General features: G+C 73.1%; 20 protein-coding genes. 6 read left to right on the forward strand and 14 right to left on the reverse strand.

The window, feature by feature from the left end:
• Positions 1-16: 16 nt before the first annotated feature.
• Entirely contained in the window at positions 17-2,746 is a 2,730-nt protein-coding gene (locus tag K4S16_RS29420) for an ABC transporter substrate-binding protein (RefSeq protein ID WP_149262292.1), read from the reverse strand.
• 37 nt (positions 2,747-2,783) lie between these two features.
• On the reverse strand, positions 2,784-4,454 hold the full coding sequence (locus K4S16_RS29425; RefSeq protein ID WP_149262293.1) for a serine/threonine-protein kinase: 1,671 nt from the start codon (positions 4,452-4,454) through the stop codon (positions 2,784-2,786).
• A 504-nt stretch (positions 4,455-4,958) separates the two neighbouring features.
• On the opposite strand from K4S16_RS29425, the gene K4S16_RS29430 reads away from it, so the two are divergent.
• Positions 4,959-5,255 carry a DUF4193 domain-containing protein gene (locus K4S16_RS29430; RefSeq protein WP_117404125.1) on the forward strand — a complete coding sequence of 99 codons (297 nt, stop codon included), beginning with the start codon at positions 4,959-4,961 and terminating at the stop codon, positions 5,253-5,255.
• A 52-nt stretch (positions 5,256-5,307) separates the two neighbouring features.
• Positions 5,308-6,123 (forward strand): hypothetical protein, encoded by an 816-nt coding sequence (locus tag K4S16_RS29435; RefSeq protein WP_235037142.1) that lies wholly within the window; start codon positions 5,308-5,310, stop codon positions 6,121-6,123.
• 225 nt (positions 6,124-6,348) lie between these two features.
• Here K4S16_RS29435 and K4S16_RS29440 read toward each other — a convergent pair whose 3' ends face one another.
• Positions 6,349-6,636, reverse strand: coding sequence for a DUF4235 domain-containing protein (locus tag K4S16_RS29440; protein ID WP_149262294.1), 288 nt, complete (start codon positions 6,634-6,636; stop codon positions 6,349-6,351).
• Between the two features lie 128 nt (positions 6,637-6,764).
• Between K4S16_RS29440 and valS the strand changes: the two genes are divergently transcribed.
• A complete protein-coding gene (valS, locus tag K4S16_RS29445) occupies positions 6,765-9,290 on the forward strand; it encodes a valine--tRNA ligase (RefSeq protein ID WP_149262295.1) in 2,526 nt (841 codons plus the stop codon).
• Between the two features lie 127 nt (positions 9,291-9,417).
• Positions 9,418-10,305, forward strand: coding sequence for a metal-dependent hydrolase (locus K4S16_RS29450; protein WP_149262296.1), 888 nt, complete (start codon positions 9,418-9,420; stop codon positions 10,303-10,305).
• 34 nt (positions 10,306-10,339) lie between these two features.
• Here K4S16_RS29450 and K4S16_RS29455 read toward each other — a convergent pair whose 3' ends face one another.
• From K4S16_RS29455 to K4S16_RS29490, 9 genes are all read right to left on the reverse strand, one after another.
• Entirely contained in the window at positions 10,340-11,641 is a 1,302-nt protein-coding gene (locus K4S16_RS29455; RefSeq protein ID WP_235037143.1) for a cytochrome P450, read from the reverse strand.
• A 76-nt stretch (positions 11,642-11,717) separates the two neighbouring features.
• Positions 11,718-12,407 (reverse strand): membrane protein insertase YidC, encoded by a 690-nt coding sequence (locus K4S16_RS29460; RefSeq protein ID WP_149262298.1) that lies wholly within the window; start codon positions 12,405-12,407, stop codon positions 11,718-11,720.
• A gap of 44 nt (positions 12,408-12,451) precedes the next feature.
• Entirely contained in the window at positions 12,452-12,814 is a 363-nt protein-coding gene (locus K4S16_RS29465; RefSeq protein ID WP_149262299.1) for a DUF6412 domain-containing protein, read from the reverse strand.
• A gap of 35 nt (positions 12,815-12,849) precedes the next feature.
• A complete protein-coding gene (locus tag K4S16_RS29470) occupies positions 12,850-13,404 on the reverse strand; it encodes a hypothetical protein (RefSeq protein WP_149262300.1) in 555 nt (184 codons plus the stop codon).
• Positions 13,405-13,422: 18 nt separating this feature from the next.
• Entirely contained in the window at positions 13,423-13,590 is a 168-nt protein-coding gene (locus K4S16_RS44545) for a hypothetical protein (RefSeq protein WP_160161071.1), read from the reverse strand.
• Positions 13,578-14,132: a hypothetical protein gene (locus tag K4S16_RS29475; RefSeq protein WP_149262301.1), complete on the reverse strand. Its 555-nt coding sequence runs from the start codon at positions 14,130-14,132 to the stop codon at positions 13,578-13,580. Before K4S16_RS29475 ends, K4S16_RS44545 begins: the two co-directional genes overlap by 13 nt.
• Positions 14,129-14,590 (reverse strand): hypothetical protein, encoded by a 462-nt coding sequence (locus K4S16_RS29480; protein ID WP_149262302.1) that lies wholly within the window; start codon positions 14,588-14,590, stop codon positions 14,129-14,131. Before K4S16_RS29480 ends, K4S16_RS29475 begins: the two co-directional genes overlap by 4 nt.
• Positions 14,587-15,147: a MauE/DoxX family redox-associated membrane protein gene (locus K4S16_RS29485; protein WP_149262303.1), complete on the reverse strand. Its 561-nt coding sequence runs from the start codon at positions 15,145-15,147 to the stop codon at positions 14,587-14,589. Before K4S16_RS29485 ends, K4S16_RS29480 begins: the two co-directional genes overlap by 4 nt.
• Positions 15,144-15,842 (reverse strand): hypothetical protein, encoded by a 699-nt coding sequence (locus K4S16_RS29490; protein WP_149262304.1) that lies wholly within the window; start codon positions 15,840-15,842, stop codon positions 15,144-15,146. The genes K4S16_RS29485 and K4S16_RS29490 overlap by 4 nt, the downstream gene beginning before the upstream one ends.
• 220 nt (positions 15,843-16,062) lie before the next feature.
• Here K4S16_RS29490 and dut point away from each other — a divergent pair, with 220 nt between their 5' ends.
• Positions 16,063-16,563 carry a dUTP diphosphatase gene (gene dut / locus K4S16_RS29495; protein ID WP_149262305.1) on the forward strand — a complete coding sequence of 167 codons (501 nt, stop codon included), beginning with the start codon at positions 16,063-16,065 and terminating at the stop codon, positions 16,561-16,563.
• Positions 16,564-16,566: 3 nt separating this feature from the next.
• A complete protein-coding gene (locus K4S16_RS29500) occupies positions 16,567-17,391 on the forward strand; it encodes a DUF3710 domain-containing protein (protein ID WP_149262306.1) in 825 nt (274 codons plus the stop codon).
• A gap of 199 nt (positions 17,392-17,590) precedes the next feature.
• Here the strand turns inward: K4S16_RS29500 and K4S16_RS29505 are convergent, their stop codons facing one another.
• Together K4S16_RS29505 and K4S16_RS29510 are read right to left on the reverse strand one after the other, a co-directional pair.
• Positions 17,591-18,250 (reverse strand): PIG-L deacetylase family protein, encoded by a 660-nt coding sequence (locus K4S16_RS29505; RefSeq protein WP_375708352.1) that lies wholly within the window; start codon positions 18,248-18,250, stop codon positions 17,591-17,593.
• A gap of 88 nt (positions 18,251-18,338) precedes the next feature.
• Positions 18,339-19,619, reverse strand: a complete 1,281-nt coding sequence (locus K4S16_RS29510; RefSeq protein ID WP_149262308.1) for an ArsB/NhaD family transporter — start codon at positions 19,617-19,619, stop codon at positions 18,339-18,341.
• Positions 19,620-19,817 lie beyond the last annotated feature (198 nt).

Here is a 19,817-nt window from a genome sequence, read left to right on the forward strand (position 1 = left end):
AGCGCGGCGGCCGCGGCTACTTCAGCGCGGCGGCCGCCACGGTCGGGTCGCCGTCGTAGTCCATCCCCAGCTTGAGGTACTTGCCGGGCCGGACCACGGCGACCCGGGCGTCGTTCAGGAGCGGGATGAGGGCCATGTCGTCCAGCGCCGTCTTCTCGGCCTGCCGGAACAGGGCCGTGCGCTCGGCCGGCGCCGCGGTCGTGAGCGCTTGGGAGATCGTCCTGTTAAAGGAGGCGTTACTCCATTTGCCCAGGTTGTAGAACCCCGTGTCGGTGCTCTGGGCGCCGCCCAGGAGCGGCCACAGCATCGTGTAGGCGCCCGGGTAGTCGGGGCCGTAGGGCAGGAAGGCCAGCCCCGACGCGTCCTTGGCCATGACGTCGTCGCGGTACTTCGTGAACTGGGCGACCGGGTAGCGCTTCTCCTCGACCCGCAGGCCGAGCAGCGACTCGAGCTGTGCCCCCACGACCGCGGCGAGCCGCTGGTCGACGGGCGACTCGCGGTGGTAGAGCCGGATGGTCGTCCCGGGCCGCAGCCCTGCCCGGATGGCCAGCAGCTTCGCCTTCTCAGGGTCCATCCCGTCGCAGGACGGGCAGACGCCCCGCTTGCCGAATCCGGGGACGGACACCGGGACGATGCCGTGCGCGGGCTTGGAGAAGCCGCCGAGCGCCGTGCTGAGCTTGCTCCGGTCGAGGGCGTAGGAGACGGCCTGCCGCGCGTCCTTCGACGCCATCGGACCCCGGGCGGTGATCGGGACGAGCATCCGGGTGAACGGCAGGGGACTGGAGGCCAGACCCGTCCTCGGCACCGATGCCATCTCCTCGGTGCCGACCGCGTACCAGTCGGCCCGCCCGGCCGCGTAGGAGACCTGGTTCTTGGTCGTGTCGCCGTTCAGCGTCACGGTCACGCCGTCCAGCCTGGTCCTGCCGAACGCCCATCTGTCGTTGCGGACGAGGGAGACCGACGCGTCCTTGCTGTAGTCCTGCACCTTGAACGGGCCGTTGCCGATCGGACGGGTGTTGAACGCCGCGTCGTCGGGCCTGCCCGCCGTCCGCGGAGCGGGCATGAACGCCGGTTCGGACAGCCGGGCCGCGAAGTCGCAGTTGGGGGTGGTGAGCGTGACCACCAGCGATGTCGCCGAGATCGCCTTGACGCCGGGCAGCTCCCCGCTCCCGGCGCTCGCCACCGAGGCGTACCCCTCGATGTCGTTCATCAGGTAGGACCCGGCGCCGGTCTTCTCCGCCGCGCTGCGCGCCCAGCCGCGCGCGAACGCCTCCGCGTCGACCGGTTCGCCGTCGCTGAAGGTCGTCCCGCCCTTGATCGTGATGCTCCACGTCCGGCACTGCGCGTCCGGCCTGACCGCCGTGGCGAGCCGGTTGCGCGCGACGCCGTCGGCGCCGACCTCGGTGAGGCCCGTGAACAGCTGCTTGGTGAGGAACCGCTCGGTGCCGGCGACGGCGTGGGACGGGTCGATCTCGCCGTTCGCGGTGCCCGGCGACGCCATCATGACCGGCAGCGTCCCGCCGATCCGTCCGCCGTCGTCCTCCGCGCTGGGGCGGTCGTTTCCGCGGAACTGGACCCATGCCACGGCGGCGGCGAGCGTCAGCACGGCCAGCGCGGCGCCGCCGACGCCGGCGAGGACGCCGATGCCGGGCTTCCTGCGGGTACCGGACGGCTTGGTGAAGTCGACCCCTGGCGCGGAGACGGACGCCCACGTCGGGGGCGTGTTCCCGTTGAGCGGTGGAGTGGGGGAGGGCCACGTCGGGCCGGGCATGGGCGGCGGCGTCTGCGGCATGGAAGGCCCGGCCTGGAAAGGCGTCGGGACCGGCGGCGGCGTCTGCGTCCGCAGCCGTGCGGACTCGGCGGCAGCCGTCCGGGCGCCCTGGGTTAGCATCACGGCGTCCTCGCCGCCGCGCGGACCGACGGGCTGGGGCAGGCTTCCGGCCAGCGCCAGCAGGTGCGCCAGGACCTGCTGGGAGGCGGGGCGCAGCGCCGGGTCCTTGCTGAGGCAGTCGGCCACGATTCCGCGGAGCGGGTCGGGAAGCTCGCCGAGGTCGGGCGCCATGTTCAGGATGCGGTGCATCACCGCGGGGATCGAGTCCTGCCCGAACGCCGGCCGCCCGCTCGCCGCATAGACCATCGTGGCGCCCCACGCGAACACGTCGGCGGCCGGTCCGACCCGCGCCCCGGAGATCTGCTCCGGCGCCATGTAGGCGGGTGTGCCGACCGCGGTGCTCGACATGGTCCCGGTGGCGTCCAGCGCCCGCGCGATGCCGAAGTCGATCACCCGCGGGCCGTCCGGCGCGAGCAGCACGTTGGCGGGCTTGAAGTCGCGGTGCACGACCCCCGCCTGGTGGATCGCGGCGAGCGCCGTCATCGTCCCGATCGCCAGCCGGTCCAGGTCGGCGCCGCGCCGCGGGCCGTCCTGCGCCAGCACCCGCGACAGCGCCGGCCCGTCGATGTACTCGCTGACGATGTAGGGGCGGTCGCCCTCGACGTCGGAGTCCAGGACGCGGGCCGTGCAGAACGCGGACACCCGCTTGGCGACCGCGACCTCGGCCGCGAACCGCGAGCGGGCCTTCGGGTCGCCGCTGAAGCGCGCGTGCAGCAGCTTCACGGCGACCCGGTGGCCCGGTTCGTCCTCCCCGAGGTAGACGGCGCCCTGCCCGCCCTCGCCGAGGAGGCCGGTCAGCCGGTACGCGCCGAGCCGGGAGGGGTCGCCCTCGCGGAGGGGGGCGACCCCGGTCATGCCTTGGAGATCTCGGACATCGCCCTGGAGGTCCCGGTCATGACTTGGACACGGTCCCGTACGCGGTCGCGGTCGTCTCGGACTGGAGCTGGCGCCACTCCCACCGCATCGTGGTGCTCGAGGACGGGATGAACGTGACGTATCCGGACGCGCACTCCTTCGGGTCCATCCCCGCCATCGGCGTCTCCCGGTACTCGATCTTCGAGCTGTTCTCGTCGCCGGACAGCAGCGAGAGCCGGGTGTAGCAGTTGTCCTGCGCGCCGGACGGGTAGCTGTACGTCGCGACGCCGCTGGAGTAGAGCAGGGAGAACTTGACGTTGAACCGGGTGTGGCCCGACCCGGCGTTCGGCTGGTTGCCGTCGCCGGTGAAGTTCCCGAGCAGCCCGCCCGTGGTGCTCGTGGTCGGCGTCTCGCTCGGCGTGTAGGTGTTCGGCGGCGAGTAGGTCGGCGTCGGCGGGTCGTCGTCGCTGTTGGCGCCGATGATGGCGAGGACCACGACCACCAGGATCACGATCAGCGCGAGCGCGCCGCAGCCGATCGCGATGATCGGCCCCGCGGAGCTGGACTGCTTCGGCGGCGGCCCGTACTGCGGCCCCGGCGGGCCGGGCGGCATCTGCATCGGCGGCGGCGTCTGCGGCGGCATCGCCCCGCCCTGGTACATCGCCATCGGCGGCGGCGTGATCGGCTGCGGCGGCGGCGTGGCCGGGCCGCCCATCCCGCCCATCCCGCCCTGGTGCAGCGGCATCGGCGGCGGGGTGATCGGCTGCTGCCGCGGCTGGGGCCGCGGCGCCGGCGGCACCGGGGGCGGCGGCGGAAGCTGCGAGGCGATCCGGGTGCCCTGGTTGAGCAGGTCCTCCTGCCCGGCGCCCTGGTTCGCGGGCGCGGCGCCGACGTGGCCGAGCAGGTTCAGCAGCAGCTGCGCCGCCGGGGGGCGCAGGCCGGCGTCCTTGGACAGGCAGCGCCCGACCAGGTCGCGCACCGGGCCCGGGGGAAGCGCCGACAGGTCGGGCTCCTCGTTGAGGATCCGGTTGATGATGACCGGCAGCGTCTCGGCCTCGAACGGCGACTGCCCGGTGGCGGCGAACACCATGGTCGCGCCCCAGGCGAAGATGTCGACCGCCGGTGTCAGGGGCGCGCCGGTGAGCTGCTCGGGCGCGAGGTAGCCCGGCGTGCCCACCACCATGCCCGTCGCGGTGACGGCGCTCTCCTGCGAGTTGACCGTCCGCGCGATGCCGAAGTCGACGACGCGCGGGCCGTCCGCGGCCAGCATGACGTTGTTCGGCTTGAAGTCGCGGTGCACGATCCCGGCCTCGTGGATGGCCGCGAGCGCGGTCACCGTGCCGATCGCGAGCCGCTCCAGCTCCGCCGCGCTCCGCGGGCCGTCGTGCGCGACCACGTCGTGCAGGGACGGCCCGTCGATGAACTCGCTGACGACGTAGGGCTGGTCGCCCTGGACGTCGGCCTCCAGGACCCGCGCCGTGCAGAAGGGCTCGACCTTCTGCGCCGCCGCCACCTCGCGGGTGAACCGGGCACGCGCGGCGGGATCGTTCGCCATCTGCGCGTGCAGCAGCTTGACGGCGACGTACTCCCCGTTGGGCGCCTTGCCCAGGAAGACGGCGCCCTGGCCCCCGGCGCCCAGTCGTCCAATGACCTCGTACCGTCCGAGTGCCCTAGGATCGCCCGGCTCCAGCGGAGCGGCATCCGGCATCTGACCCTCCATTGACCCGCAGTGATGTCTGCGACATTGTGCGCCGGACCCGCTTGCGGGGGTCCCCTGCCGGCGATCGCCGGGCTGACCCCCGCAGGGGGCCCGCCCCCAACCTCAGGCGGGCACGATATCGCGTTAGTTCAGACGTTTCACTGATGCGTCCGGTTCGGTGTTCCGGCAGCCGGATCGGGCCGTCCCGCCGCGCCCGGCCGGTCGGTGCGCACAACCCTCCCGGGACCGATATGATCCCCGCCGCCGCGGGATCCCCGGCAGGTGCTCCGGCCCCCTACGGGGCCGTGGCATCCGGCGGGTGTGTGACCGAAGACACAGTGCGAGGAATGAGCCGGGTGACGGGAGTCACTCGTGGGAACGGTCGCGCCTCGTGTGTCGCAGGTCACCAAACGTGACAGAATTTCCCGCCCGGATCGGGCACAAGAACGGCCCCCCGTGCGTTAGATCCGCGCGACGGGGCGCATAAAGCACTGAGGGGGATGGAGATAGAAGATGGCGACCGACTACGACAGCCCACGTAAGACAGACGACGACCTGAGCGAGGACAGCCTCCAGGAGCTCCAGGCCCGGCGCGCCGACAAGGCCGCCAGCATCATCGACGAGGACCTGGACGCCGGCGAGGTCGCCGAGCTGCCGGGCGCCGACCTGTCGAACGAGGAGCTCACCTTCCGGGTGGTCCCCCGGCAGGCCGACGAGTTCACCTGCACGCGCTGCTTCCTGGTGCACCACCGCAGCCAGCTGGCCACCGAGAAGAACGGTCAGCCGGTCTGCCGCGAATGCGCCGCCTGACCGGCGGTCGCCGCCAGGTGACCGGGAGTGGCCGCGTGACGGGAGAGGACGGGTGACGGGAGAGGACGAACCGCGTCGCGGCGAGGTGGAGCCGGTGCGCGGCGACGGCTCCACGGAGCTGGGTGAGCTGATCGGCAGGCTCACCTCCGACGAGGACATGGACCGCGAGACCCGCGGCCGCCTGCTCGGGCGACTGGCCGGACTGCTCGGCCAGAGCGCCCGCAGAGTGGGCGCCGCGGGCGTCGCGCGCGGCAGGTGGCTGGCCGACCTGCTCGTGGCGGCGGCCCCGCACATCCCGATCCGCGATCTGGAGACCCTCCAGGCCCACCACCACGGGGTGATGGGGGAGGAGCTCGCCGACCGGATCGTCAAGGCGGCCGGCAACGCCACCACCGCCGTGGGCGCCGCCGGCGGCGCGCTGGCGGCCGTGGAGTTCGCAGCCCCGCCGCTGCTGCTGACGGCGCCGGCCCAGCTCGCCGCCGAGACGCTCGTCGTCGCGGCCATCGAGGTGAAGATGATCGCCGAGCTGCACGAGGTCTACGGCGTCAGCGTCCAGGGCAGCGGGACCGCGCGCGGCGCGGCGTTCGTGACGTCCTGGGCGCGGCAGCGCGGCGTCAACCCCCTGGAGAGCGGTTCCCTGACCAGCGCTCTCGGCACGGCCGCCAAGAGCGCGCTGCGCAAGCGCATGCTCCGCGTCTTCGGCCGGAGCCTGTCCACCATGGGCCCCCTCCTCACCGGCGCCGCGGCCGGGGCCGCGCTCAACCGCTCCGCGACCAGGGCGCTGGCCCTGAAGGTCCGGGGCGACCTCAGGGAGATCGCCGGCAGCCTGCCCCCGCTCTCCGGCGACCAGCCCCGCCTGAACCCCTAGCACCCAGCCCGAACCCCTGGTAAGCCGTCTGAAACCCCCTGTGCGCCGCCCTCCCCCTAGGCGGCACGACCGGGCATCGAGGGAGCGGCTCGCCGCACCCGGCGAGCCCGTTCGCGAAGACCCGACCGGACGAGAACGCGCCGTGGCCGGTCCCTTCCATCGACGAAGGGACCGGCCACGGCGCGTTCACCCGCCGGACGGGGGCCGGGCCCCCGTCCGGGGGTCTCAGACCTCGGCCTTGAGATGGGACGGGCTCTGGCCGGTGCTCTTGGCATACTGGTGGGCGGCGGCGCGGGTGGCGAGCAGCCGCGCGACCTCCATGCCGACCCCCATCACCACGGCCCACCCGATCGCCTCGGACAGCGCCACATCGGGGGACTCGGGATTGGTCGGCGGCTCCTTGCCGGTGCTCTTCTTCCAGGCCAGCGTGATCACTTTCTTCGCGACGAAGCCGCCCGCGAATGCGGCCGCCCCGGCCATCACCCGCCAGCCGATGTCGCCCTTGTCCGCCATGTTGGTCCTCTCTCGTCCTGTCGTCTCCGACGCTACCGGAACCGCCTGCCCCGGGCGGTGCAGGTGATCGCCGCGTCGGCGCCGGTAATCGGCATGCGATCCGGGCCGATGTCAATACGATTGGCCTCATGACAGAGCAGCCGCGTACTCCGAACGTCCCTCCGAAGCCCTCCCTGGACGGCCTGGAGGACACATGGGTACGCGCCTGGGAGGAGGGCGGCGTCTACCGCTTCGACCGCACCAGGCCGCGCGGCGAGGTGTACTCGATCGACACCCCGCCGCCCACCGTGAGCGGCTCCCTCCACGTCGGCCACGTCTTCTCCTACACCCAAACCGACACCATCGCCCGGTACCACCGCATGCGCGGTCGGGCGGTCTTCTACCCGATGGGCTGGGACGATAACGGCCTGCCGACCGAGCGCCGCGTGCAGAACCACTTCGGCGTCCGGTGCGAACCGTCCCTTCCCTACGATCCGGACTTCGAGCCTCCGGCCAAGCCCGACGCCAAGCGCCAGCAGCCGGTCTCGCGGCGCAATTTCATCGAGCTTTGCGAGCGCCTCACCGAGGTCGACGAGAAGGCGTTCGAGGAGGTGTGGCGCCGCGTCGGCCTCTCGGTCGACTGGAGCCTGCTCTACACGACCATCGGGCGCGCCGCCCGGACGGCGTCCCAGCGCGCGTTCCTGCGCAACCTGGCGCGCGGCGAGGCGTACCTCTCCGAGGCGCCGACGCTGTGGGACGTCACCTTCCGCACCGCCGTGGCGCAGGCCGAGCTGGAGGACCGCGAGCACCCCGGCGCGTTCTACCGGATCCGGTTCCACGGCGACGAGCGCCCGGTCTACATCGAGACGACGCGGCCCGAGCTGCTGCCCGCCTGCGTCGCGCTGGTCGCGCACCCCGACGACGAGCGGTACCAGGAGCTGTTCGGGACGACCGTGCGCACGCCGCTGTTCGGCGTGGAGGTCCCGGTCGTCGCGCACCGGCTGGCCGAGCCGGACAAGGGCTCCGGGATCGCGATGATCTGCACGTTCGGCGACGTCACGGACGTCACCTGGTGGCGCGAGCTGGACCTGCCGACCCGCGCGATCATCGGCTGGGACGGGCGGCTCGCCGCCGACCCGCCGGAGGGCGTCGCCGCGGAGCCGTACGCGGAGCTGGCGGGCAAGACGGTCTTCTCGGCCAAGGAGCGCGTCGTCGAGCTGCTGCGCGAGTCCGGCGACCTGGACGGCGAGCCCCGCAAGATCAGCCGGCCGGTGAAGTTCTACGAGAAGGGCAGCAGGCCGCTCGAGATCGTCACGACCCGGCAGTGGTACATCCGCAACGGCGGCCGCGACGAGGGCGTCCGCGCGGAGATGCTCGCCCGCGGCCGGGAGCTGGAGTGGCACCCCGGCTACATGCGGGCCCGCTACGAGAACTGGGTCGAGGGGCTGAACGGCGACTGGCTGATCTCGCGGCAGCGGTTCTTCGGCGTGCCGATCCCCGTCTGGTACCGGCTGGACGACGCCGGCGAGCCGGTGTACGCCGACCCGATCGTGCCGGCCGAGGACGCGCTGCCGGTCGACCCCTCGTCCGACGTCCCGCCCGGATTCACCGAGGAGCAGCGCGGCAGGCCGGGCGGCTTCACCGGCGACCCCGACATCATGGACACCTGGGCGACCTCCTCGCTGACCCCGCAGATCGCGGGCGGCTGGGAGCGCGACACCGACCTGTTCGGCCGCGTCTTCCCCTTCGACCTGCGGCCGCAGGGGCACGACATCATCCGGACGTGGTTGTTCTGCACGGTCGTCCGCGCGCACCTGGAGCAGGGCACGCTGCCGTGGAAGGGCACCACCCTGTCCGGGTGGATCCTCGACCCCGACCGCAAGAAGATGTCGAAGTCCAAGGGCAACGTCGTCACGCCGATCGACCTGCTGCGCGAGTACGGCTCCGACGCCGTCCGCTACTGGGCGGCGAGCGGGCGCCCCGGCACCGACACCGCGTTCGACACCGGCCAGATCAAGGTGGGCCGCCGCCTCGCCATCAAGATCCTCAACGCCTCGAAGTTCGTGCTCGGGCTCGGCGAGGCGGGCCCGGCCGCGGCGGTCACCGAGCCGCTGGACAAGGCGATGCTGGCGGCGCTGGCCGGGGTCGTCCACGAGGCGACCGAGGCGTTCGAGGGCTACGACTGGGCGCGCGCTCTGGAGCGCACGGAGCGGTTCTTCTGGGAGTTCTGCGACGACTACCTGGAACTGGTCAAGGCCCGCGCCTACGGGGACGGCCCCGAGGCGCTGTCGGCGCGGGCCGCGCTGCGCTCGGCGCTGTCGGTCCTGCTGCGCCTGTTCGCACCCGTGCTGCCGTTCGTGACCGAGGAGGTCTGGTCGTGGTGGCGGCACGGATCGGTGCACACGGCCGAGTGGCCGTCCGCCGCCGAGCTGCCGCCGGGCGGCGACCCCGCCGTCCTCGCGGCCACCGGCGAGGCGCTCCGGCAGGTCCGCAAGGCCAAGTCCGAGGCCAGGGCGTCGATGCGCGCCGACGTGTCCCGCGCGGTCGTCCGGGGCGCGGAGGTGACGCACATCGCGCGGCCCGACCTGGCCGCGGCCGGGCGGATCGCCGAGCTGACGCTGGAGTCCGCACCCGCCGCGCTCACCGTCGACGTCGTGCTCGCTCCCGCGACGTAGATCACCCCGGCCGGGCCTTGACGCGGATCCGGCGCGTCCACATATTAGATTACTAGTCTAATTGGGGTGCGCGCCGGGCACGCGGCGCGGCCCGGTGCGGCCCGGCGCGGCGGGAGAGGGAGACGGGATGAGCGAGATCGACGAGCGGCACCCCGTCATCGCCCCGCGGCGGGTGAGGTTCGACTGGGCGGACACGCCGCTGCACTGGATCCCGGGCGAGCCCGTCGCCACCCACTTCATCAACGTCCTGCATCTGCTGCTGCCCGCCGGTGAGCGGTGGTTCGTGCACGTCTACAAGGAGGCGCTGCCGCTCGTCCAGGACGACGAGCGCCTCTACCGCGAGGTCAAGGGCTTCATGGGCCAGGAGGCCGTGCACGCCTACTCCCACCAGGGCGTCCTGGACCGGCAGATGCTGGAGCAGGGCCTCGACCCGCGCCCGCTCACCGCCCGGATCGAGTGGGTGTTCCGGCGGATCCTCGGTGACCGGTGCTGGATCCCGTTCCTGCCCCGCAAGCGCTGGTTGTTCGTCCGGATCGGCGTCATCGCCGGCATCGAGCACTACACGGCGGTCCTCGGCCAGTGGATCCTGGACGCCCGCGAACTGGACGAGGCAGGCGCCGACCCCACGATGATGGACCTCCTGCGCTGGCACGGCGCCGAGGAGGTCGAGCACCGGTCCGTCGCGTTCGACGTCTACCAGCACGTGGCCGGGCGGTACTGGATGCGGTTCATCGCGTTCTTCCTCGGCGTCCTCGCGCTGCCCCTGATGGTGTACGCCGGAGCGGTGTTCCTGTGCCGGGCCGACCCGGCGCTGAAGGGCGTCCGCCCGCGGATCCGCGACTACCGGCGGGCGGTGCGGCGCGGGCTGTTCCCCAGCAACCGGTTCATGATCTCCGCCGGCCGCGCGTACCTGCGGCGCGACTACCATCCGTCCCGCGTGTGCTCGACGCAGCGGGCGCTGGACTACCTCGCGGTGTCGCCGGCGGCGCGGGCCGCCGGACGCCCGGCGTCCTGAGCCCCGGCGCGCCCTGGGAGCGCGGGGCCGCCGCTCACAGCGTGCAGGGCAGGTGCTTGATGCCGTTGATGAAGTTGGAGTAGAGCATCTGCGGGTCGCCGCTCGCCCGGATGTCCGGGACGCGGGTGAACAGCTCCCGGAACATCACCGTGATCTCCTGCCGGGCCAGGTTCGCGCCCAGGCAGAAGTGCGGGCCGGGGCCGCCGAACCCGACGTGCGGGTTGGGGGAGCGGGTGATGTCGAAGACGTCCGGGTCCGTGAACACCTCCGCGTCGCGGTTCGCGGAGTTGTAGAACAGCAGGACCTTGTCGCCCGCCCGGTAGCGGTGGCCGTTCATCTCGTGGTCGCGGGTCACGGTCCGCCGGAACTGGATGACCGGCGTCGCCATCCGGACGATCTCCTCGACCGCGCCGGGGATGCGGGCGTCGAAGTCCTCCATCAGCAGGGCCCGCTGCTCGGGGTTGTCGGTGAACAGCTTCAGCCCGTGCGTCATCGCGTTGCGGGTCGTCTCGTTGCCGGCCACGACGAGCAGGATGAAGAACGAGCCGATCTCCTGGTCGGTCAGCGACTCCCCGTCCACGTTGGCCGAGACCAGCCTCGACACGAGGTCGTCGCCGGGGTGCCGGCGGCGCCTGCGGGCGAGCTTCATCGCCAGGTGGTTCAGCTCGTAGCCCGCCGACATCGCCATCAGCAGCCCGTACAGGACGCCGATCCGGGTGATGCCCTCCCGGATCACGTCCTTGCCGCCGGTGTACTCGGGGTCGCCGAGCCCGAGGATGATGTTCGTCCGGTCGTACACCATCGGGCGCAGATGCTCGGGGATGCCCATCATGTCGCAGATGACCTGCACGGGCAGCCGCGCCGCGACGTCGGTGACGAAGTCGGCCGACCCCTTGCGCTCCAGGTCGTCCACGATCCGCGTCGCGGTCGCCTGGAGGTCGGTCTCCAGCTTGGACAGGACGCGCGGGGTGAACGCCCGCGACACGATCCGGCGGATCTTGGCGTGCCGCGGGTCGTCCATGTTGATCATCGAGCCGAAGTAGCGGGCCATGTACCGGGGCAGGTCGGCGATGCTGTTCGAGCACGGCTCGCTGCTGAAGACGTCCGGCGTCCGGCTGGCCTCCACCACGTCCGCGTGCCGGGTGAGCGCGTAGTAGCCGGGCCCGGTCCGGATGAACGGCAGCTTGAGCTCCGGGAAGAACGCCGGATGCTCGCGCTCGCGCAGCCGCGCGAACGCCGCCAGCCGCCGCTCCGGCGGCAGCGACCAGAAGGCCAGGTCCGACAGGTCGTCCTCCGGCGGGCCGCCCTGGGTGCCCGCCCGCGCCGTCGTCGTCACCGCACACCGCCCTCGAAAGTCAGAACGCCGTTCGGTTGCCATCGAACCCAGCCATCCGGACATCCGTCAAGGGCGATCAGACCGCCGCCTCGGCCCGGCGGTGCAGGACGGCGCGCTCGGCGGCCGTCCACGCCCCGGACGTGAGCAGGTACAACCCCGCCGCGAGGGGCACGAACGCCGCCACGGCGATCGTCCCGAACGGCATCGCCCGCGCGAGGGCGCCGACCGGTCCCTCGGCGGTCACCCGCCGCGACGTGACCGCGGCCACGACCGCGAGCAGCGCGAACAGCCCGAGGAAGACGAGCGAGGGCGGCGAGAGCAGGCCCCCGCCGAGGACGCCGATCCAGTTCTGCCCGAGCGGCGCCGCGAGCAGCGTGTGCGCGAGCAGCGCGTTCTGGTGCCCGGCGACCGTCGCCGACACGAACAGCCGGTACATGACCATGAAGAACGGGACCTGCGCGACCATCGGCAGGCACCCGGCCACCGGCGTGGCGCCCTCCGCCTCGTACAGCGCGGCCGTCTCCCGCTGGAGCCGCTGCGGGTTCTTCGCGTGCTTCTTCTGCAGGGCCTGGACCTTCGGCATGAGCCGGGCCCGCGCCCGCTCGCCCCTGGCGGCCGAGACCGCCAGCGGGACTAGCGCCAGCCGCACCCCGGCGGTGAACAGCACGATCGCCAGCGCGGTGGCCAGGCCGCCGGCCACCGGGTCCAGGGCGTCCGCCAGCCCGCCCACGAGGGCGGCGGCGATCGAAACGGGAACGTCGAACATGGGAGAACCTTCCGGAAGAGGGATCGATGGCGTTCCGGCCGCGCTCAGGCGGCCGCGATCCCCGTTCCGGGCGCGCGCGGACGGGGCCGTCCCGCCGCGTCCGGATCGCGCTGCGGCAGGAAGGCGGTCCGCAGCGTCCTCTCGCGCAGGGTCGTCCGCACCCGCGCCCGCGCCGCGCCGTGCCCCTGCCGGGCCGCGCGGACCCGTACAGCCGCGAGCACCAGAAGCCCCGCCACGGTCAGCGCGCCCAGCGTGGCCAGGACCGACTGCCCGGGCGCCGTCCCCGCCCACTCGGCCACGGCGAACCCCCGCAGCAGCAGGGCGATCAGCAGCGACCAGAGCACGAACGGTGCCTTCCCGGTGGGCGACGGCTCTCCAGTGACGGCGAGGTGGGCCCAGTCTCCCACGGGGGAGGGGACTTGATCGACATGGGCGGCCTCGATCACAGGAGCAGCAGGGCGAGGGCGGCCAGGGAGGCGATCGCCGTCGCGGTCTTCACGGCCGGCATCCGGACGGCCAGCGCGGCGTCCCGGTGCTCGTCGCGGGCCAGGTAGGTCAGCAGGGCGCTCAGGGCGCGCCCGGCGCCGAAGAATGTGCCGGCCACGACGGTGGTGAGCGGGTCCTCGTGTACGAGGAGCAGGCCCAGGGCCAGGACGTAGGGGGCCGTGGCGGGGACGTAGGTGCGCACGCCCGTGCCGAGCTCGAAGCCGAACTGGAGCGCGCCCCGGCGGAGGTGCGCTTGCAGGACCTCCTGGGGGATCTGGCGGGCGTTCTGCGGAAGGGGGACGCTGACCAGCCCGGCCTCGCGCGCGGCCCCCAGCCCGGCGAGGGCCAGGATCGCGGCGGTGCGGGCCGGTGCCGGGAGCGGGGCGGAAAGACCTGACAGCAGCCAGACCGCCGCCGCGGTGAGCGTGCCTCCGAGCAGGAGCCCGAGGATGAAGACGGCCAGGACCTCGCCCTGCCGTACGGGGGCCCGCCAACCTGGCGAGAACAGCACGGATTCGCTGTTGCGCGTTCAAACGCTCCCCGACAGGGAGAACCCGGCGAGCGCGCCGATCGACGCCCAGCACAGGACGGCGGCGTCCAGGGCGGCGGCCGACACGGCCAGGAGCGCGAGGGCGGCCACGGGAAGGAGCGGGTCGGACGCGCCTCGCCGCAGCCGCCCCGCGGTCAGTTCTTGCACGCCATCGCCTTGCGGCAGATGGTCTTGTACCAGTTGCCCTTCTTGGACTTCTTCCAGCCGTCGTGGCAGCGCCAGGTGACGCCCTTCTTGCAGCTTCCGCAGCTCTTGGCGTAGGCCCAGAGCCAGCCGTCGTAGCCGCCGCCGTAGCACTGGTTGGGGCGCAGCTTGTAGCGCCCCGGATCCGACACGCCCGACTTGTGGAAGCCCTTGTACTTCCCGCTCGTCCGGCAGCACACGCTGCACACCAGGCTGGGCCCGCAGCCCGGAGAGCAGTTGTGGTTGGCCGCGTAGGAGGGGCAGCGCGGGTAGATGTCGTAGTAGCCGACCAGCTGGAAACCCGAAGCGAGCGCCTCCCGCGCGGGCGGGAACACGCCGAGGGCCTTCAGCCCGGCGGTGGCGCCCGCCGCGGCGAGCCCGGTGAGGACGCTGCGGCGCACCGGGCGGAACCGCGGCTCGTCCGCGGGCGCCGGGCGCCGCCGGACGCGCTGCGCCCCTTCCGGGCGCGGGCCGCGCAGCGGCGGGACGTCTTCGAGTTCGATCATCGTGCGGCCTCCAGGGTGAGTGCGCGGAGGGCTTCGGGGGAACCGACGGGCTCGGCGGCCCGCACGCGCCCGTCCGCGCCGACCAGCACGGCGAACGGGGTGGCGGGGACGCGGTAGTCGGCGAACAGGCCGTCCTGCTCGCCGGCGAGGACGGTCACGCCCGGACGGGACGCGTCCTCGGACGGCGCACCGGCGAAGATCGCGTGCAGCGGCCGGTCGGACGGGACGGCGGCGAGGACATCGGCGCAGACGCCGCAGTCGCGGTCCAGGAAGAGCAGCAGGCCGGGCCCGAGCCGGTCGAAGGCGGGCGCGGGCGCGCCCGCGGCGGGGCCGAGCGCGGCGGGCCGGGACGCCCCCGGGCTGAGCGCGTGGACCTGCCGGACGAGGCCGGCGACCACCAGGGCGAGCAGCAGGATCGCCACCCACGACAGCAGGAGCGCGCTGTTCTGGAAGCTCATCCGGCCGTCCTCCTCTCCGCGGCCGTGCTCTCCACGGCCGGGCTCTCAACGGTCATGGCGTGCGGGAGCGTCCAGAGGAGGACGGCGAACGCCAGGCCCGCCGCGACCTCGATCGACCACTCGTACGCGGTGGGCCCGGCGGGCGGCCCGTGCAGGGCGAGGGGGAGGGCGAGCGCGCAGAGCGCGGCGGCCCGTCCCGCGACCCACCCGGTCATGGGCGTGCCGGCGCCCCCGCATCCGCAGGGGACGCCGCGCCGGGTGCGGGCCACGTGCGCTCCGTAGACCGCGTACAGGGCCAGCAGGGCGGCCGCCGCCCCGCCGGCCGCGCGCGCCGTCCCGTCCAGCCGGAGCAGGAGCGCCGCCGCTCCCGCGGCGCCGATCAGCGCCTCCGCCGCGATCACGGCCGCCGCGACCGCCCCGGCGAGGGCGGCGGGGAGCACCCGGTGCGCCCGCACCGCGGCGGCCAGCGCCGCCGGGCGCCTGACCTGCCCGGCCAGCGACGCCAGCAGGACGAGCGGGACCGCGACCGCCGCGATCCCGGCGAGCAGCCCGGTCACCGGATCGCCTCGACCGCCAGACCCGCGAGCCGCCGGGGGACGTCCCGCACCCGGTCCTCCTCGGGCAGGACGGTCACCAGCAGCGACCGCAGCGCGAGCAGGAAGTAGGGGCCCTGCCCCTCCACGGCGTCCCGGAACAGCTCGCCGCCCGCGACCGAGGCGCCGCGCCAGGGCGGCAGCCGCTTGCGCGTCACCGAGGTCAGCGCGGTGATCTCCAGCAGGCCGATCCCCGGCACCTCCTTGACCATCTCGGCGGGCTCGGGCCGGCGTGCCCGGCCGCGCGGCACGGCGGTGATCCCGTCCTCGTGCTCGGTCAGGCGCACCGTGTCGAAGAACGCCACCGCGTCCGCCGGGCGCCCGTGGTAGAGGTGCGTGAACACGGCGTGGCGGCGGCCCTCCCACACGGCCGCGAGGACGGGGTCGCTCAGCCCCGTCTCGGCGTCGCGGGTCGCCGTCCGGCCGACCCGCAGCCGCCCGCCCTGGATGCGGAACTCCTGCTCGAAGCGGTCGACCCCGATGTCGGACGCCCAGGCCAGCGCGTCCTCGCGGGTGCCGCTGGAGATCTCGTGGAGCCGTCCGCCGCCGGCGATCCGGGCCACCGACGTGCACGGCCGCCGCAGATCGTGGTCGCCCGTGAGCCGGACCCGCACGCCGTCCAGGGACCGGTGGGTGACGGCCCGCTCGCGTGTGCCCATGTCGTCCCCTTCCTGGGGAAACGCGTCCCCAAGAGCCACCGCGGGTAACAATGGTGACGCTACGCGTGATACTTCACTTCGGGGCCAAACCTTCCGGAAGTGGTCATGGCCGGGAACGGGTAGGGTCAACTGCCGGACTCGCGCGGCGGCGGCGTTTCGGCCGCGGCCGCCGCCCGCCGCCTGGGTAGGGTCGTGTGGTTCTCCGGCAGGTACGCGTGAGGTGGAGCCCGTGAGCAAGGTCGATGTGCTGGTCCGGCGGCTGGATCCGGAGCTGCCCCTGCCGCGGTACGCCCACGCGGGCGACGCGGGCGCCGATCTGGTCGCGGCCGCCGACGTGGAACTGGCGCCGGGCGAGCGCGCCGTCGTCCCCACCGGGATGGCGATCGCGCTGCCGGACGGCTACGCCGCTTTCATTCACCCCCGCTCCGGATTGGGCGCTAGGTTGGGGGTGACCATCGTCAACGCACCCGGTACGGTCGACGCCGGCTATCGGGGTGAGATCAAGGTGACCCTGCTGAACACCGACCCCCGCGCCACGGTGAGGCTGCGGCGCGGAGACCGCATTGCGCAGATGGTCGTCCAGCGGGTCGAGCACGCGGTGTTCCACGAGGTCACCGAGCTTCCCGGATCGGCGCGCGGAACCGGCGGGTTCGGCTCCACCGGCGGATTCGGCCCGGCCCCGCGATCCGGGGACAATGAGCACAGTCGAGAAGGAGTGTGAGTCGTGGCTTTTGGACGTCGCCGGCAGGCCGAGGAGCCCGCGGAGGGTCCCGAGGTGACCGAGGAGCAGGCGGAGAACGCCGAGGACGCTCCCGCCGAGGCGGGGTCGGCCAAGGCGGAGTCCGCGGGCGGCCCGTGGGATTCCGAGGACTCCTTCCCCGAGATGCAGCGGCTGGACTTCGGATCCCTCCAGGTGCCGATCGCGCCGGGGCTGGGCTTCCAGGTGAACTTCGAGGCGACCCAGGTCGACGAGGAGGGCAACCCGCTCGACGGGCGGCCCGTCGCCGTGCTGGTGCAGTACGAGGAGAGCGCCATGCAGCTCCAGGTGTTCGCCGCGCCGAAGCGCAGCGGCATCTGGGAGGACGTGCGCCGTGAGACCGCCAAGGACATCCAGGAGGAGGCGCAGGGCCAGACCCAGGAGGGCGAGGGCCCGTTCGGCCCCGAACTGCTGGCGATGGTCCCCGCGGCGCTGACCGAGGAGGTCCTCGCCGAGATGCCGCAGGAGGTCCGCGAGCAGATCCCGGCGGAGTTCGTCGAGCAGGGCTGGGCGCCGCAGATCATCCGCTTCCTCGGCGTCGACGGCCCCCGCTGGTTCCTCCAGGCCGTGGTGCAGGGCGCCGCGATCGAGGACGAGGAGCAGTGGCAGGTCCTGGAGGACGTGCTGAGCGGCGTGGTCGTGCACCGCGGCGACGCCCCGATGCCGCCCCGCGAGCTCCTGGAGCTGCAGATCCCCAAGGAGTTCAGCGAGGCCGGCGAGGACGGCGAGGAAGAGGCCGTGGAGACCTTCGACCCGTTCGAGCGCGGCCCCGAGATCACCGAGGTCCGCTGACCGGACGAGCACCTGACCCGCCCGGCCGCACGCCTTTTCGGACGTGCGGCCGGGCGGGTTCGTGCCGCCGGCGCCCGGCCGATCGCTTGCCTCGGACCGGCCTGCGGGCGGTCAATCGGGACATGTCGAAGAAGACGCGCAAGCGCCGGGCCCGCAAGCGGAGCAAGCACAACAAGGGCAAGCGGCCCAACGCCCGCCGCTAGCTCCCGATCATCTCGAAGGCCATCGCGTGCTCGACGCCCGCGGCCTTCCCGCCCTCCTCGGCCATGCCGGTGAGGAACGCCTCGGCGTCGAACCCGTCGCCGAGGCCCGCGAAGTACACGCGGTGCGCGAGCAGCGAGTCGATGCCGGCCCGCAGGTGCCCGGTGACGTCCACGTAGTGGGTGGGCTCCGGCGACCCGCCGAACAGCGCGAACCGGACGCCCTGCCACGGTTCGAGCCCGAGGTCGCGGAACACCCACCGGTTCGCCGCGTCCCGGATCGCGTCCGCGACCGCGAGTCCGAGCACCCGGTGGTCGGCCATGTTGAAGCCGCCGCCGGGGAACGTCTCGCGGAAGTTCAGCGACAGCACCACCTCGGGCCGGTGCCGCCGGATCGCCGCGGCGAGCATCCGCCGCAGCGGCAGGCCGTACTCCAGCATGCCGTCCGGCAGGTCGAGGAACTCGACGGTGTCCACGCCGACGATCCGCGCCGCCTCGACCTGCTCGGCGCTGCGGATCCGCCGCACCTCGTCGGGGTCCATCGAGTCGATCCCGGCCTCCCCGCGGGTGGCCAGCACCTCCGTCACGCTCTTGCCCTGGCCCGTCCACCTGGCGATCGCCGCCGACGTCCCGTACTCCAGGTCGTCGGGGTGCGCCACGATCGCGAGCGCGCGTTCCCAGTCCTCAGGCACCTCGTCCATCCCCCCATCCTCCCGGATCGGGCCGGCGTTCGCGGGCAGCCGGCGATCACAGATAGCGGAGCCAGAGGTAGGGGGTCGACAGGGCGATCGTCACGAGGGTGACGATGATGCCGTAGCGGGTGAAGTACCAGAAGCTGATGGGCGTGCCGTTGCGGGCGGCGATGCCGAGCACGACCACGTTGGCGCTGGCCCCGATGGCGGTGGCGTTGCCGCCGAGGTCGGCGCCGAGGGCGAGGGCCCACCACAGCACGTGCCCCTGGGCGCCGGGGTGCTGCTGGACGAGGTCGGAGACGATCGGGCTCATCGTCGCGACGTAGGGGATGTTGTCCACGATCGCCGACAGCCCGGCGGACGCCCACAGCAGCAGCATCGCGGCGACGCCGAGGCGGCCGTCGGTGGCGTCCGCCGCGGCCCTGGAGACCTCTCCGATGACCCCGGTCTCGACCAGCCCGCCGACCATCACGAAGAGGCCGGCGAAGAACACCAGTGTGGGCCACTCGACCTCGCTGAGGGCCTCCTCGGTGGTCACCCTGGTCGCGGCGACGAGCAGCCCGGCGCCGAGCAGCGCGACCACGGACGGCTCGTAGTGCAGGACGGGGTGCAGCACGAACGCAGCGATGACGACGGCGAGGACGGCGAGCCCCTGCGCGAGGAGCCGGCGGTCGGTGATGGCCTCCCGCTCCTCCAGCTCCATGACCTCGGCGGCGAGGTCCGGGTCGTAGCGGAACGCCGAGCGGAACAGCCACCGGGCCAGCAGGCAGAACACGATCAGCAGCACGACCACCAGCGGCGCCAGGTTGACCAGGAAGTCGTTGAACGACAGGCCGCCCCGGCTGGCGATGATGATGTTGGGCGGATCGCCGACCAGCGTCGCGGTGCCGCCGATGTTGGACGCCATGACCTCGGCGATCAGGTACGGCTCGGGGCGCAGCGCGAGCCGCTCGCAGACGAGGAAGGTGACGGGCGCGATCAGCAGGACGGTGGTGACGTTGTCCAGCAGCGCGGACGCCACCGCGGTGAGCACGATCAGCATCACCATGAGCCGGTAGGGGCGCCCCCGCGCACGCTTGGCCGCCCAGATCGCCACGTACTCGAACAGGCCCGTCCGGCGCAGCACCGAGACGATGACCATCATGCCGAGCAGCAGGAAAATGACGTTCCAGTCGATCCCGGACTCGGGGGAGAAGAACGCGGCCTCGGCGTCGGTGACGTGCAGCAGGAGCATCAGGCCCGCGCCGCCCAGCGCCACCGCCGTCCGGGGCACCCGCTCCGACGCGATCAGCACGTACGCGCAGACGAAGATGACGATCGCGGCGGTGGCCTGCACACAACCCCCTGGACGGCATGCGGATGACGGGACCTGCCGACCAGACTTCCCGGCGCACCACGGGCGACTCTAACCCGCCCGGCGCCCCGCGGGCGGAACCGGGCCCGGCAATGGTGGGGTTTTGCCTACCCCCATCGGCGTGCTGGACCCATCCCCGGCGGCCCCGCGCGTCCGTAGCTTCGTGTTCCGGAGGCGCCC

The sequence above is a fragment of the Actinomadura sp. K4S16 genome (assembly GCF_008327685.1).
GTDB lineage: Bacteria > Actinomycetota > Actinomycetes > Streptosporangiales > Streptosporangiaceae > Spirillospora.